Consider the following 14,060-nt stretch of genomic DNA (forward strand, 5'->3'; position numbering starts at 1 on the left):
CCGGGCTGCGGGGTCGCACCGTGTGGTGGGAGGCGACGAGAGTCGAGGCGACCGAATTGCGTCCGCACGGCGGGCGGCCGGTGGCGCTACCAGTCCAGGGTGGCCTGCTCGGGCGTCCGCCGTGCCCCGTTGAAGAGGTTGTGCGACCTCTCGTGCAGGTCGCCCACCCGGTCGACCACCTGGACGCGGACCCGGAGCGCGTGGATCGTGCTCATCGCACGCGGGCCGAACCAGCCGATCATGGCACGCTCCTGGCCGGCCAGCGGGGCCCCGCGGGCCCACATCTTGACCATGCAGTCGACGTCGGTGCGCAGCCCGATGCGCTCCAACTCCTCCACCAAGGCGTCGAACTCGAGCCAGGGCGTGGGGGCGGACGGCGCGTCCCCGGCGAACTGCACGGAGTACCTGAGGTCCCAGACGGTTGCCGCGTCCTGCGCGCCGTTGCGGATCTGGCAGCCCCAGACCAGCTCGTCCGAGCCCGGCGACATCCGGATCACCCGCCCGTCGAAACCGATGATCGGCCGGGTCGCCGTGGCGTACTGGCCCCGGGCCAGGAGTCCGCTGCCCGTGGTGAGCAGGGCCGCGGTCGCGCTCTGGACGTCGAGGAGCTGGATCGGCGCGCCGCCGGGGTTCGTCCGGGCGAGGTTCTGCTGGACCACCGCGTAGACCAGGAGCAGCCCGGCGACGCCGACCAGGCAGATCAGAAGCTGCCAGAAGACCCAGTTCCGCCTGATGATCCGTTGCGGCGACTCCACGTCCGCCCCCCTCTCCCCGGAGACACCGTACGGTGCGGCCCGCCGGCGCGACAGGTCGCGTGCTGCCCGCACATTGCCTGGTCTGGGGTTGCGCGGGCGGGGTAGGCGTCGAACCTGACGGCGGACCGAGGAGAGGAGTTGGTCGATGAGCGCGCTTGCTGCGCCCTGCCCCGGTGCGGCCGGGCTGGTCGGCGGGTCCTCAGCGCCCGGCGCCGATCGCGGGCGCGTCGACCCGTGGTTCCTGGCGTGGCGGGGAGAGCGGTGCCGCCAGGCCCAGGGCGGCGCTGGTGCCGGTGAGGGCCGCCAGCCGGACCAGACGGGGGGACGGGTTCTCCAGGTGGAAGACGCCGCCGGTGTCGGTGATCCGCCGGCTGGCGCGCAGGAGTGCGCCGAGCCCGGCGCAGTCGCAGAAGGACAGGGCGGAGGCCTCGATGATGATGATGCGGGGGTGGCCCAGGAAGGCCGTTCGGACGGCGGCTTCGACGTCGGGGACGGTGTCCATGTCGAGTTCGCCGGACAGGTGCAGGTGAGCGACGGTCGCGTGAACCGTGACCGTGGCGGTCAGCTGCTCGCGTGGTGCCGGTTGTTCGGCCATACAGGCCTCCCTTCACCGGGCGGCACGCAAGGCGTCACCCGGGACCGCGCGTTGCGGTCCCTCCACCCTAGAGGCAACATTTGCGCTTCGACAACATTCCATGTCCGGCAACGATTTTCGGGTCGTCGTACCGAACCGGCGCGGCGGGGCCGGAAAACCCCGACGGCTCAGGCCGTCTGCACGGCCGGCCCGACGTCGGCGCCGTCAGCGGCACGGCGGCCGGCGACGTCCCGGAAGGCACTGAGCCCCGTCAGCAGCGCGCCGCGCTCGGCCGGGGACATGTCGTCGAGCACCGCCGCGAGCGCCTGCTCCCGAGCGGCGCGCAGGTCGGCCAGGAAGGCCAGCCCGGTCGGCGTCAGGTGGAGCTCCAGCTCACGTCGGCTGGTCGGGCTGGCCGCGCGCCGGACCAGCCCGACCGCCTCCAGCCGGTCGCACAGCCGGCTGACCGACGAGGGACGCGACTCCAGGGTCTCGGTGAGCGTGCGCAGGTTGATGCCGTCGTTCTCCGCCAGGACGTAGAGGACGCGCAGCTGGGACACCGACACCGGCGAGGCAGCCGTCTCGCGGCCGCCGCCCCAGAGCACTTCCAGCAGTTCCACCACCGACGACACGACGGAGGCGTCGACGGCGCGGTTCGGGAAGGGCGAGACGGGGTCCATGGGTCCATCCTGGCACCCATCTCCCCGCGCAGGACAACCCGTCGGCACTCGCGGCCGACACCGAAGAGGAGAAGGAGTACCCAGGTGACGGAGAACCTGTTCGCCATGGAGCGCGCACTGCGCACCGCCGCCCCCTACGCACTGTTGGACGCCGTACGGGAGAACCTCACCCGTCTGTACGGAGTGTCGAGGGTCGAACTGCAGCTCGCCGACTACAGCCTGACGGTGCTTCAACGGGTCACCGACCTGCCGCACACCGCCCAACCGGTCCCGGTGCACAGCAGCGCCCCCGGGCGGGCCTTCGGCTCCCAGCAGCCCTTCACCGAACCCGGGCCGGACGGCAGCCCGGCCGTGCTGCACCTGCCGGTGACCGTGCGCGGCGACCGCCTCGGCGTCCTGAGCCTCGGCCTGGACGGCATCCGCCTCACACCAGAGCGACAGGAGGAGTTCCGCGAGATCGCCGAAGTGCTCGGCCACCACATCGTGGTGGCCGAACGGGACACCGACCTCTACCTGCAGGCCCGCCGCAAGAGCCGCCTCACGCTGGCCGCCGAGATGCAGTGGCAGCTGCTGCCGGCCCGCGCCTGCACCCGGGAGGAGTACTCCATCGGCGCCCAGCTGGAACCCGCCTACGCCATCCGCGGCGACAACTTCGACTGGTCCGCCACCGAGGACCGGCTCACCCTGACCATCACCAACGGCATGGGCGAAGGCATCGACGCCTCGCTGCTCACCAACCTCGCCGTGAACGCCCTGCGCAACGCACGCCGCGCCGGCGTCGACATCGCCGACCAGGCCGCGCTGGCCGACCAGGCCGTGTACGGGCAGCACCAGGGCGAGGCGTACGTCTCCGTGCTGCTGCTGGAGTTCCACCTCGACACCGGCCTGGTCGAGATCGTCGACGCGGGCTCCCCGCAGCTGCTCCTGCTGCGGGACGGCGCCGTCCGGCACGTGCCCTTCGAGGCGCAGCTGCCGCTCGGCCTGGCCGACGACACCCCGTACCTGGCGCAGCGCATCAGAGTGGAGCGCGGCGACCGGCTGATCTTCGTCAGCGACGGCGTGCACGCCGTCGCCTCCACGACCGGAGAGGCGTACGGCACCGGAGCGCTGGCGCGCGCCATCCAGGAGACCCGGCTGCTGCCGGCGGCCGAGGTGCCCCGGGCGATCCTGACCGCCCTCGCCGCGCACCGCGGCGACGACGCCCGCGACGACGCGCTCGTCGTCTGCCTCGACTGGAACGGCCGCCACCCCGCCCCGACCGACGCACCGCCCGCCTGACCGCCTGACCGCCTGACCGCCTGACCGCCTGACCGCCCGGGGCCCGCGGCCTGCTGCGGGAAGGACCGGTTCGGGCAGTGGCGTTCGCCGAGCAGATCCCGGCGGCACCGATGGTCGGCCGGGCTCAGGGACGGACGCCGTCCGGGGAAGTGAGCGAAGCCGGTACGGGCTGCGGCCCGGTGGTTCCGGTCGACGGGGGGTCAGTTGTGTCGGGCCGTTCGGCTGCTGACAGAGTGCTCGGTGGTGTGCGAGGCTGTCCGCCTGTCGGCCGAGCGTTCGCGACCAGCGCACCGGGCTGATGCGGGGGAGCACGGGGGAGTCAGCACCATGTCGCGAAGAGGCGGCGCCGGTCGTCGGGGAGCGGCGGGCACGGCCGCGGCCGGTGCGGCGGTGCTCGGGCTGGCCCTGGCAGCCCTCGCCCTGCACCCGGACGCCCACCCGTCGCGCGGCGTCGCGCCGCTGGCTCACCATTCCGGGCTGGTGGCCCTGCTGGTGATCGGGACTGCCGTTCTGTTCGGCGTGCTCGCGCGGCGGTTCCGCGCCGCGGGGAGGTCCGTGACGTCGCCCGCGGCCCGGGCCGGGCGGCTGGCCGACGCGGTGGGGTGGCTGCTGGTCGCCGGGACGGTCCTGGTGCCGGTCGCTCTTCTGCTGTTCCACGGCCGGGACACCGCCCCGGCTCCGTTCGTCCCTGATTCGCCGCCGCCGACGCGGGCACCCGTGGGATCCGGGCGCGCGGTCGGATCCGGCAGGTCGGTCGCCGACCTGGACAGCTCGGCCTCGCATTCGGCGGGCCACCTCGGTACCGGTCTGCTCTGGCTCGCTCTGGCCGTGGCCGTGGCGGGGGCCGCGGTGGTCGCCGTCCGGTGGTGGCGGGGCCGCAGCATTGCGCGCTCCGGGCCCGCACCGGCGCTGCTGGACGGGACGGTGACCGGGCCCACCGTCGGCGTGCTGGCCGACGCGGTCGCCTCCGGACGGGCCGCGCTGCTGGACGGCTCGGACCCGCGCAGCGCCGTGATCGCCTGCTACCAGGCGATGGAGGTCTCGCTCGCCGAGGCCGGCGTCGACCTGCTGGACTCCGACAGCCCGACCGACCTGCTGCGCCGCGCCGCCCGAACGGGCCACCTGGGCGAGGCCCGCGACGCGCAGACCCTGGCGGAGCTGTTCCGCGAGGCCCGCTACTCCACCCACCCGATGGACGGCGGCCACGTCCGCCGCGCCACCGCGGCCCTGGACGCCCTCGCCGCCGCCCTCGCCCGGCCGGCAGCAGCCGCGGCCCAGCTGCCCGAGGACGTCCGATGAAGCCTCCCGCCCCGGGCAGCGTCGCCCACAGCCTGGCGTACGCCGCCGTCCTCGCCGTGGTGACCGAGGCGTGTCTCGCCCTGGTCGGCGGGATGCCCGCGTTCTGCGGCGGCGCGCTGGCCCTGACGGTCCTCGCCCTGGCCATCGCCCGGTACGTGGCCGGCGCCGACGCCGAGGACCGCGGCCACCGGGACAGCGCCCACCGGATGCGCACCCGGCGGGCCGACCTCGGCGACTGGCGGCAACTGGTCGACCGGTCCCTGCGCGGCCAGGACGGCTACGGGCCGGTCCTGCGCCACCGGATCCAGCGCCTGTACGACGCCCGACTGCTGGAGCGGCACCGCCTCTCCCGCCACCACCAGCCCGACCTGGTCGCCGAACTGACCGGCCCTCAGGTCTGGCCGTGGCTCGACCCGGCCCGCGCCGACCCGCCCGGCCCGATCACCGAGGCCGACCTGCGCCTGCTCGTCGACCGGCTGCACCGGCTCTGACCGCCCGGCCGCACCCCTCCACCGCGATCCCTCCCAGGAGCACCGTGACCACCACCCACCCCGCCCCCGGCACGCTGACGCCGCAGCAGGCCGGCGCCCGCGCCCGCGCCGTCCTCGACGAGGTCGAACGGGCCGTCACCGGCAAACGGGAGGCCCTCGAACTGGTCATGCTCGCCGTCCTGGCCGGCGGCCACGTCCTGATCGAGGACCTGCCCGGCCTCGGCAAGACGCTGCTCGCCCGCTCCTTCGCCACCGCACTCGGCCTGGACTTCCGGCGGATCCAGTTCACCCCCGACCTGCTGCCCTCCGACGTCTCCGGCGCACCCTTCTACGACCAGCGCACCGGCGAGATGGTGTTCCGCCCCGGCCCGGTCTTCACCCGCCTGCTGCTCGCCGACGAACTCAACCGCACCCCGCCGAAGACCCAGGCCGCCCTGCTGGAGGCGATGGCCGAGACCCAGGTGTCCGTCGACGGCACCACCCACCCGCTGCCGTCCCCGTTCGTGGTGATCGCCACCGCGAACCCCATCGAGTACGAGGGCACCTACACCCTGCCCGAGGCCCAGCTCGACCGCTTCCTGCTCCGGGTGCGCATGGGCTACCTCCCGGTGGCGGACGAGGCGGCGATGCTCCGCGCCCGCCTGGACCGGGCCGCACCCGAGGCCGAGCTGACCGCGCTCACCGACCCGGGCGAGGTGCTCGCCATGCGGGCGGCCCTGGAACGGGTCGAGGTGTCCGACGACCTGGTCGACTACGTGGTCGCGCTGCTCGACGCCACCCGGAGCGACCCGCAGCTCCAGGTCGGCGCCTCGCCGCGCGGCGGCCTCGCCCTGATCCAACTCGCCCGCGCCCGCGCCGTCCTGGCCGGACGGGACTACGTCGTCCCGGAGGACGTCAAAGCGCTCGCCGTCCCCGCCCTCGCCCACCGGGTGTCGCTCCGGCCCGAACTCTGGGTCCGCCAGATCGACGCGGACGAGGTCGTCGCCGCCCTGGTCGCCCGCGTCCCCGCCCCGCGGACGGTGCCGCGCGGCGCGCCGGAGCGCGACCCGCACCGCCCGGCCGCAACGGTCGACGCGTGAGCGTCGCCCGCGCCCTCGGCGAGGACGCCCCCGACGCGGCCGAACCCCCTCCGCAGCCGCCCGCCGGCCCGCGGCCCACCGCCCGTGCCCTGCGCCTGACGACCGTCGCCGTCACCGCCGTCGCCGCCGCGTTCCTGCTGCGCCAACCGTGGCTGCTCGCCCCGGCCGCCGGCGCGGCCGTCCTGCTCGCCCTCGCCGCGGCCGGCAGCAGCCGCCCGACCCGGCCGTCCGCCACCGTCGAGGTCACCCCGCGGCGCTGCTTCGAGGGCGACACCCTCACCGCCCGGATCAGCGTCCAGTTCGCGGGCGTGGCCAGCTGGCTCGATCCCGGCGTCCACCTCGGCCCCGGCGTCGAACTGCGCGAACTCACCACCACCGGCGCCGTCCTGGAGCTGGAACTCGCCGTGGCACGCTGGGGCCACCCCGCCCTCGGCGCGGTCGACATCGACGTCCACGACCGCGGCGGCCTCAGCCGGAGCACCGTCCGCGTCGACCTCGGACACGCCCAGGTGTTCCCGGTACCGAGCGACGCCGCGCTGACGCCCGTCCCCGTCCACCTGCCCGCCTCCATCGGCGAGCACACCGCCCGCCGCCAGGGCGAGGGCATCGACGTGGTCGGCGTCTCGCCGTACGCCTGGGGCGAGCGGCAGCGGCGCATCCACTGGCCCTCCACCACGCGCCGCGGCTCGCTCCAGCTCAACCGCTTCGCCGCCGAACACGCCGCCGACACCGTGGTCCTCATCGACACCCACGCCGACTACCTGGACCCCGCCACCGGCACCTCCAGCCTCGACGAGTCGGTCCGCGCCGCCGCCGGCATCGCCCGCGCCTACCTGCGCAGCCACGACCGGGTCGGCGTCGCCGCCGTCGGCACCACCGTGCGCTGGCTGCGCCCCGGAAGCGGCGAAGCCCACTTCCACCGCATCGTCGAGACCGTCCTCGACGCCCGCGACCCGCTCGCCGCACGCCGCAAGGACCGGCGCGCCACCGACCGCAGCGCCAGCGACCGACGCGGCAGGGACCGTTACCGCCCACCCACCGCGGGCCTGGCCGCCGCCGTCCCCGCCGACGCCCTGGTGTACGCGCTCACCCCGCTCGCCGACCCCCGGATCCTCGACACCCTCGCCGAACTCACCGCCCGCGGCACCCCGCTGGTCGTCGTCGAGGTCCCCACCGGCAGCCCCCGGGTCGCCGCCGACGATCCGGCCGGGGCCCTCGCCCTCGACCTGTGGCAGGCCGAACGCGAAGCCATGCGCGCCGCCGTGCGCAGCAGAGGCATCCCCGTCGTCGCCCACCACCCCGGCGAGAGCCTCGACCTGACCCTCGCCCCCCTGCTGCGCGCCAGAATCCCGGGAAGGTCCCGATGACGCCCAAGGACCGCACCAGCCGGCCGATCGGACTCGCACTCGCCGTCGCCGCCTGCAACCCGCCCGTCCTGCTCCGGCACGGCGTGCCCTCCCTGCTGGCGACCGCCGCGGTCACCGCCTTCGCCTGGTGGGCCGCCCCGACCGTCGTCCGCCGCCCCGTCCGCGCCACCACCGGCCGGCTCGGCCGACTCGCCCACCACCGCAACACCGCGCTCGCCGCCGGCACCGTCGCGATCGCCGCCCTCGGCCGACCCGGCCCGTGGATCGCGGCCGCTTACACCGCCCTGCTGCTCGCCTACCTGCTGCTCACCGACGCCCGCGCCGCCGGCCCGGCCGGCGTCCGCCAACTCCGCAGCCGGCGCGCCCCCGTCGCGGCCTACGCCGCCACCGCCGCCGTTCTCGCCCTCGCCCTGCTGCCCGTCACCGTCGACAGCTGGGCCCCGCTGCTCGCCGTCCTCGCCGTCGCGGGTGCGGCCACCGCCGTCCTGCTGGCCGTCCGGGGCCCGGCCGACGGCGGCTGACGTCCCCGCGTTCGGCACCGCGAACACCCCTGGCCGGCCCTCGACCCCAGGGGCCCGGGCGGACCTGACGGTCCGCCAGGAACCGTCCCGGGCCGCCCGGTTGTCCCGGCGCACGCCGCCGGCGGGGGCGTCCTCGGGACGGATCCCGCGCCGGCGGCTCCGGTCAGGCGTTCGGCACCTGGAGCCGGTCCCAACTCGTGCTGCCGGGGATCCCGTCGGCGTCGCCGCCGCTGAAGCCCAGGTGTTCCTGCCACGCCCGGTAGGAGGCCACGTCGCCGCTGCCCCAGACGTCCTTGTCCAGGTTCGACTTGTAACGGTTGCAGCCGACGGCCACCAGGCGCTCGTGCATGGCCGCGATGACCGGGCTCCGGCGGCCGGCCGTGAAGAACGACTTGCCGGGGAACGGTGCGAAGCCGCCGCCGGCGGGGGCCTGCCCCGCCGAGTCCACGCCGGGCCAGAAGTCCGCGACCACCGACTTGTCCCAGGCGTCCGTGGTGCGGAACTGCTTGGCGACCGCCCCCGCCGGAATCGTCGCGTCGCCGTCCCACTGGGCGATCCAGTAATGCGGCTGCGGGACGCCCGCGTTGTCGAACGCGGACAGCACCTGCGGCCATCGCCCGGAGTCGCAGTACACCGTCGGATCCACCCCGGCCTGGCGGCGGCGCTGCACCCAACCGGGCGCCTGGCCCACCTCGGCGTCGCCGGGCTCCACATCGAGCACCACACCGGCGTCGGTCGAGGCGAACACCGCGATCGGCACCCGAACCGCCTGCGGGAACCTCGCCGTCATCTCGGTCATGTTCGCGAACTGGCCGTCGACGTACCCGGCGACCATCTCGGCATCGGACGGGATGTTGGACACCGTCACCGCGTCGTACATGGTTCTGGACATCGTGATCACACCTTCCACGAAGGTGGTGGGGACATTCGGATTTCCGCGGACCGACGAACTCGCAGGCGTCGATCACCTCCCGCTGCGGCCGACGATGCCGAGCGGTCCGTCCGCGTCACGCTGCTGAGGGGCACCCTCACCTCCCAGGATGGCATCGGCCGCCGCATCGCTCGAGCCACGGCCTCCACCGGCGACCGCGCCGCGCCGCCCGCCGCCCCGTGGCTCTGCGCCGATCACCCGGTGGGTGCAGGCCCGTCGCTCCTGCTGACGGTGCATCAGCCGGTCGCAGCCTGTTCGGCCGGCCGACCCGTCAGCGCTTCGTGCTGACGGCTACGCCGTGTTCGCGGCGCGGCGGCGGTACTCCCGGGCGGCTTCGGGTTGCCCGTCGGCGTCCAGGGCGGCGGCGGCCAGCAGGTAGCCGCGGGCCAGGAACGGGCCGAAGAGAAGCGGGGCGTCGGTGAGGTGGGGACCGAGCGCCCGGACCACGGCGGACGCGTCCCGCCAAGCTCCGGCCGGGTCTTGGGGCAGCAGGGTGTGGCCGCGACGTGTCAGGAGCACTGCCAGCCCGGCGAGGTTGTCGCGGGAGGTCCGGGTGCGGGGGTGATCGGGTCCGAGGACGCGTTCCATGCCCGCGCAGGTGCGGTGGTGGAGTTCGACGGCGCGGGTGAGGTCCCCGGCGGCCCCGTAGGCGTGGGCCAGATTGTTGCGGGAGAGCAGGGTCTCGGGGTGGTCGGGTCCGAGGACGCGCACCAGGTCGGCCTGGGTGCGTTCGTGGAGTTCGACGGCGCGTTCGGACTCGCCGGCCTCCTGGTAGGCGTGGGCGAGGTTGTTGCGGCAGGTCAGGGTGGAGGGGTGGTCGGGGCCGAGGATCCGCTCCAGGTCGGCGACTGCCCGCTCGTACTGGTCGACGGCGCGGGCGAGGTCGCCCGTGGACGCGTAGGCGTGGGCGAGGTTGTTGCGGGAGACCAGGGTGTCGGGGTGGTCGGGTCCGAGGACGCGCACCAGGTCGGCCTGGGTGCGTTCGTGGAGTTCGACGGCGCGCTCGGGGTCGCCGGCCACCTGGTGGGCGTGGGCGAGGTTGTTGCGGGAGGTCAGGGTGGAGGGGTGGTCCGGTCCGAGGACGCGGTCGTGCTCGGTCAGCGCGCGTTCGAACAGTGGGGTGGCGCGTTCGAGGTCGCCGACCGCCTGGTAGGCGTGGGCGAGGTTGTTGACGCAGGTCAGGGTGGAGGGGTGGTCGGGGCCGAGGATCCGCTCCAGGTCGGCGAGGGCCCGTTCGTACTGGTCGACGGCGCGAGTGAAGTCGCCGGCGGACGCGTAGGCGCTGGCGAGGTTGTTGCGGGACAACAGGGTGCGGGGCTGCTCGGGTCCGAGGACGCGCTCGTGTACGGCCAGCGCGCGTTCCAACAGCGGCGTGGCGCGTTCGAAGTCGCCGACCGCCTGGTAGGAGCCGGCGAGGTTGTTGAGGCAGGTCAGGGTGAAGGGGTGGTCGGGGCCGAGGATCCGCTCCAGGTCGGCGAGGGTCCGCTCGGACAGCTCGACGGCGCGAGCGAGGTCGCCGACGGACGCGTACCCGGCGGCGAGGTCGTTGCGGCAGGTCAGGGTGGAGGGATGGTCGTCGCCGAGCACGCGCTCACGGCCGACGAGGGCCCGGAGGAGAGCGGGAAGAGCGGTCGCCGCTGCCCCCTGTCGCAGGCGGAAGAGAGCGGTGCGATTGAGGACGTAGGCGGTCTCGACGGTGTCGTGCTCCGGGACGTGCTTGGCCGTGAGGGCGTCGGCGTGGGGCAGCACCTCCTGGTAGCGCGTCCAGTTGGCGGGCGGCTCGCTGTCGTCGGGGAGGGCGTCCGCGAGGAGGCGGGTGGCCTGGTGACGGGCGTGGTCGATGTCGGCGGCCCGGCGGTGCGGGTCGGTGGGGTCGGGGGTGCGGGCGACGGTCTGGACGAGGCGATGGACCGTCAGGGTGCCGTCGAGGTTGTCAGAGATCATGTTGTAGGCGAGGAGCCTGCCGGTCGCGGCGGCCACCTCGGGCGGGGACGCCAGGTCGTCGAGGAGACGGCGGGGGATGCGGTCGGGTGCGTACCAGGCCAGGATCCGCAGGATCGTCCCGGACAGCGGGGTGTCGGCGAGGCGGTCCAGGGTCAGGCGCCAGATCCGGGCCACGGTCCGGTCGGAGTCGGTGTCCTCCGCGCCCGCGGCGAGCATGGCGGCCGGGAATTCGGCCAGCATCTCCAGATACCGGCTCGGCACGGTGCCGGTCTGCGCGCAGTACGCGGCGGCCTGCTCGACGGCCAGCGCCAAGTGGCCGACCTCCTCGCACACCGCCGCGGCACCGTCCGAGGGCCGACGGCCGTCGTGAGTGAGAACGCGGACGAACAGGCCGACGGAGTCGCCCGGTTCGAGGACACCGAGACGGACGGCGGTGGCACGGCGGTGCCAGCCTCCCGCGCGCCGGGTGGTGATCAGCACCCGCCCCCGCGGAACACGTTCCAGCACGGCGGCGATGTCGGCCGGTTCCTCGACGTTGTCCAGGACCAGCAGCCATTCCTCGCTCCCGGCGAGCCAGTCCACCGCGCGTTGGGCTTGCTGGTCCTCGGGCAGGCCCGCGAGGACGGGCTTGAGGGTACGGGCGAGTTCGGCGAGGCCGGCCCGGACCGCCGCCGCCGAGTCGGCGGTGATGCGCCAGCGCAGCGGCTCGTGGCGGCGGGAGGCCCAGTGGGCGGCGAGGGCACTCTTGCCGATCCCGCCCAGGCCGTGGACGGCGTGGACCACCACCTCGCCCTCCTGCGCGAACGCTTCGTCCAGCAGGGCGAGTTCGGCGGCACGCCCGACGAACAGCCCGCCCGGCACGTTCGAGATCCCGCCCCGCGCGGCGTCCGGCGGGATCGACGTGAACGCCTCCGGCGGCAGCACGACGGCGTACTCCGACTGCACCGAGTAGGTCGAGGAGTTGACGACGTCGCCGGCCGCGACGATCGCCCCCGTGCTTCCCCGCTGACCCGGTTCGGCGTCCCGCCGGCCGGCGCCGATCGCCTCCGGCTCGGTGCCTGGTTCCCGGAGCCGGGCGGTGCCTGGTTCCCGGGGCCCGGCGTCTTCCTGCCGCTGCCGCGCCGACTTCCTGAACCACTTCACGGGCGGTGCTCGGTGTGGGAGTTGGTCACCTTGCCCCGGGCGACGATGGCGCCGGTGCTGCCGTGGGTCCCGGCCGTCGGTCCGGTGCCGGAGGCCGGGGCGGGGCCGACGGCGGAGGTCGAGGAGTCGGCCACGTCCCCGTCGGCGACGATCGCTCCGCCACTGCCGGTCATCGGCCCGTCCGGCGCAGTCGGCGGAGTCGGCGACGAGGTGCGCAGCTGCCACAGCGAGACGGCCACGGCGGCGACCCCGGCCACGGCGCCCACCGCGCCCCACGCCTGCCCGGCACCCTCGGGATGCGCGGCCGTCACCCACCACACCGCGCCCACCGCCGCGCCCGCACCCACGACGCCCAGTCCCCACCAACCCGCCCGCTGCCAGCCCGTCATGACCGCCATCGTTCCCCCACCGGCGTGATCACGTACCTCGAACTCCGGACCGCAGCCAACCTGTTGCACACCTGGTCGCGCGACCGGTCCGACCGGCGCGTGCCGACCCCGCAACCCCGACAAGCTCGCCAACGGATCACTCATCGCCCAGTGGACGGAGTCCGGCGGGGCTCGTGGTCTGCTCGGTGTTCTGGTGGCGGTTCGCGGCGTGGGCTCGCGAGGCTGTGCCGACCGGACGGCGCCACCGGCGTGACACGGCGTCAGGGCATCGTAGGGCCGCGCGCGAGGGGCGGGCGGCCCGAGGTCAGTGCGGTGGCGGCTGCGGGTCGAGCGCGTTGCCGACGCTGCAGCCGCCCTCTCCGGGCATCCGCTGCATCGCGGACGGCGCCCAGACGTCGGTGCCGCCGGGGCTCACCCGAGCCAGCAGGCAGTCCTGCGGGTCGAAGCCGTTGCCCTCCACCGCCAGCAGGATTCCGACGCGTCCGCCGTCCGCCTTCACCTCGGTGCGGATCGCCGGGGGCAGGTCGAGGGCGGCGAGCGCGCGGCGCACCTCGGCCTCGTCCACCCGTCCGCCCGCGGGCACCTGGGGGAGCTTCGCCCGCAGCTCCTCGTACGGCAGCCGGGGCGGTGCGGGGAGCGGGTCGAAGGTCAGCGGCGGGCCGTCGGGGCAGTCCACCGCGCGGGGCTCTTCGCGCCACTCGGCCTTCGGCGACACCCGGAGGGTGAAACAGCGCCGCACGGTGGCCTCCCTGGACCCGGGCCACCCGCCGGTCGCCGCCCCGGACGTGCGGACGACCACCTCGACGCCGTCCCCGTCGTGGGTCGAGGTGCCCGTCAGCCGCAGTACTTCCACCCCGGGGATGCGGACCGCGGCGCGGCCGAGGTCCTCCGCCGTGCGCGGGCGCTGGCCGTAGAGCGCCTGGCCGACCTTCCTGGCCTCCTCCCGGGCGGCGTCCGCCGCCTTGTCCCCGGACGACGGCACCGCCCCGCAGCCGGCGGTGAACAGCAGCAGGGGGGCGAGCAGGAGCAGTCGGCGCGTCATGCGTCCAGCCTTCCGGCACCGCGCCCGGCGGGCATCGGCCCGCGTACTCAGGACGACCTGGGTGCCTGGGTACTCGTACTCAGGCCCGTGCGGCGATCGTGCCGGGAAATTCTGCGACGCCCGGTGCCGGAACGTGTCAGGATCCTCGGATGGAGATCCGTCGTGTCACCCAGGTCGAGGCGGTCGACGCCGCTGCGCATCTCTTCGACACCGCGCCGCGGCGGGAGGCCACTGAGCGGTTCCTGCGGGACGGGGGGCATCACCTCCTGATCGCCTACGTGGGCGAGGTCCCGGCGGGGATGGTCACCGGTGTCGAGATGACCCATCCGGACAAGGGAACCGAGATCTTCCTGTACGAGCTGGGCGTGGACGAGTCGTTCCGCGGGCGGGGCGTCGGCCGCGCTCTGGTGTCGGCGCTGGCGGACCTGGCGCGTGAGCGGGGCTGCTACGGCGTGTGGACGATCACGGACGAGGAGAACCCGGCGGCCCTGGCGACGTACCGCAGCGCCGGCGGCGTCCCGGAAGCGGGACAGGTGGTACTCACCTGGACCGTCGACCGGCTGTAGA

The 14,060-nt window shown here is 74.8% G+C and carries 14 protein-coding genes; 7 read left to right on the forward strand and 7 right to left on the reverse strand.

The genetic code is table 11. The features are described 5' to 3' along the window. Positions 1 to 86 precede the first annotated feature (86 nt). From BX266_RS34700 to BX266_RS34710, 3 genes are all read right to left on the reverse strand, one after another. Positions 87 to 755: a hypothetical protein gene (locus tag BX266_RS34700; RefSeq protein ID WP_099906519.1), complete on the reverse strand. Its 669-nt coding sequence runs from the start codon at positions 753 to 755 to the stop codon at positions 87 to 89. Between the two features lie 199 nt (positions 756 to 954). Beyond that, positions 955 to 1,350: an STAS domain-containing protein gene (locus BX266_RS34705; protein WP_099906521.1), complete on the reverse strand. Its 396-nt coding sequence runs from the start codon at positions 1,348 to 1,350 to the stop codon at positions 955 to 957. Positions 1,351 to 1,517: 167 nt separating this feature from the next. Beyond that, a complete protein-coding gene (locus BX266_RS34710) occupies positions 1,518 to 2,009 on the reverse strand; it encodes a MarR family transcriptional regulator (protein WP_099906523.1) in 492 nt (163 codons plus the stop codon). Between the two features lie 105 nt (positions 2,010 to 2,114). On the opposite strand from BX266_RS34710, the gene BX266_RS34715 reads away from it, so the two are divergent. From BX266_RS34715 to BX266_RS34740, 6 genes are all read left to right on the forward strand, one after another. Beyond that, positions 2,115 to 3,287 carry a PP2C family protein-serine/threonine phosphatase gene (locus BX266_RS34715; RefSeq protein WP_099908639.1) on the forward strand — a complete coding sequence of 391 codons (1,173 nt, stop codon included), beginning with the start codon at positions 2,115 to 2,117 and terminating at the stop codon, positions 3,285 to 3,287. Between the two features lie 327 nt (positions 3,288 to 3,614). Further along, positions 3,615 to 4,586 (forward strand): DUF4129 domain-containing protein, encoded by a 972-nt coding sequence (locus BX266_RS34720; protein ID WP_120314448.1) that lies wholly within the window; start codon positions 3,615 to 3,617, stop codon positions 4,584 to 4,586. After that, positions 4,583 to 5,077: a hypothetical protein gene (locus tag BX266_RS34725; protein WP_099906527.1), complete on the forward strand. Its 495-nt coding sequence runs from the start codon at positions 4,583 to 4,585 to the stop codon at positions 5,075 to 5,077. Before BX266_RS34720 ends, BX266_RS34725 begins: the two co-directional genes overlap by 4 nt. A 44-nt stretch (positions 5,078 to 5,121) precedes the next feature. Then, positions 5,122 to 6,156, forward strand: a complete 1,035-nt coding sequence (locus tag BX266_RS34730; RefSeq protein ID WP_220659701.1) for a MoxR family ATPase — start codon at positions 5,122 to 5,124, stop codon at positions 6,154 to 6,156. Next, complete coding sequence (locus BX266_RS34735) at positions 6,153 to 7,523, forward strand: DUF58 domain-containing protein (RefSeq protein ID WP_099906529.1); 1,371 nt, start codon at positions 6,153 to 6,155, stop codon at positions 7,521 to 7,523. The genes BX266_RS34730 and BX266_RS34735 overlap by 4 nt, the downstream gene beginning before the upstream one ends. Beyond that, entirely contained in the window at positions 7,520 to 8,044 is a 525-nt protein-coding gene (locus BX266_RS34740; RefSeq protein WP_099906531.1) for a hypothetical protein, read from the forward strand. Before BX266_RS34735 ends, BX266_RS34740 begins: the two co-directional genes overlap by 4 nt. Positions 8,045 to 8,207: 163 nt before the next feature. Here BX266_RS34740 and BX266_RS39100 read toward each other — a convergent pair whose 3' ends face one another. From BX266_RS39100 to BX266_RS34760, 4 genes are all read right to left on the reverse strand, one after another. Continuing rightward, positions 8,208 to 8,936 carry a peptidoglycan-binding protein gene (locus tag BX266_RS39100; RefSeq protein ID WP_180290723.1) on the reverse strand — a complete coding sequence of 243 codons (729 nt, stop codon included), beginning with the start codon at positions 8,934 to 8,936 and terminating at the stop codon, positions 8,208 to 8,210. A gap of 330 nt (positions 8,937 to 9,266) precedes the next feature. After that, positions 9,267 to 12,062, reverse strand: a complete 2,796-nt coding sequence (fxsT, locus tag BX266_RS39435; RefSeq protein WP_218969298.1) for an FxSxx-COOH system tetratricopeptide repeat protein — start codon at positions 12,060 to 12,062, stop codon at positions 9,267 to 9,269. Further along, positions 12,059 to 12,451 (reverse strand): hypothetical protein, encoded by a 393-nt coding sequence (locus tag BX266_RS34755; protein WP_143687066.1) that lies wholly within the window; start codon positions 12,449 to 12,451, stop codon positions 12,059 to 12,061. The genes fxsT and BX266_RS34755 overlap by 4 nt, the downstream gene beginning before the upstream one ends. Before the next feature lie 304 nt (positions 12,452 to 12,755). Continuing rightward, positions 12,756 to 13,493 (reverse strand): translation initiation factor IF-2, encoded by a 738-nt coding sequence (locus tag BX266_RS34760; RefSeq protein ID WP_099906535.1) that lies wholly within the window; start codon positions 13,491 to 13,493, stop codon positions 12,756 to 12,758. Positions 13,494 to 13,642: 149 nt separating this feature from the next. Between BX266_RS34760 and BX266_RS34765 the strand changes: the two genes are divergently transcribed. Beyond that, positions 13,643 to 14,059 (forward strand): GNAT family N-acetyltransferase, encoded by a 417-nt coding sequence (locus BX266_RS34765; protein ID WP_099906537.1) that lies wholly within the window; start codon positions 13,643 to 13,645, stop codon positions 14,057 to 14,059. The last annotated feature ends 1 nt before the right edge of the window (position 14,060 follow it).

The sequence above is a fragment of the Streptomyces sp. TLI_171 genome (assembly GCF_003610255.1).
Lineage (GTDB): Bacteria > Actinomycetota > Actinomycetes > Streptomycetales > Streptomycetaceae > Kitasatospora.

Coding starts and splice junctions, on each gene's coding strand:
- BX266_RS34740 (WP_099906531.1), top strand. CDS start 7,520: ATGACGCCCAAGGACCGCACCAGCCGGCCGATCGGACTCGCACTCGCC.
- BX266_RS34710 (WP_099906523.1), bottom strand. CDS start 2,009: ATGGACCCCGTCTCGCCCTTCCCGAACCGCGCCGTCGACGCCTCCGTC.
- BX266_RS34715 (WP_099908639.1), top strand. CDS start 2,115: ATGGAGCGCGCACTGCGCACCGCCGCCCCCTACGCACTGTTGGACGCC.
- BX266_RS34760 (WP_099906535.1), bottom strand. CDS start 13,493: ATGACGCGCCGACTGCTCCTGCTCGCCCCCCTGCTGCTGTTCACCGCC.
- BX266_RS34755 (WP_143687066.1), bottom strand. CDS start 12,451: ATGACGGGCTGGCAGCGGGCGGGTTGGTGGGGACTGGGCGTCGTGGGT.
- BX266_RS34720 (WP_120314448.1), top strand. CDS start 3,615: ATGTCGCGAAGAGGCGGCGCCGGTCGTCGGGGAGCGGCGGGCACGGCC.
- BX266_RS39100 (WP_180290723.1), bottom strand. CDS start 8,936: ATGTCCAGAACCATGTACGACGCGGTGACGGTGTCCAACATCCCGTCC.
- BX266_RS34765 (WP_099906537.1), top strand. CDS start 13,643: ATGGAGATCCGTCGTGTCACCCAGGTCGAGGCGGTCGACGCCGCTGCG.
- BX266_RS34725 (WP_099906527.1), top strand. CDS start 4,583: ATGAAGCCTCCCGCCCCGGGCAGCGTCGCCCACAGCCTGGCGTACGCC.
- BX266_RS34705 (WP_099906521.1), bottom strand. CDS start 1,350: ATGGCCGAACAACCGGCACCACGCGAGCAGCTGACCGCCACGGTCACG.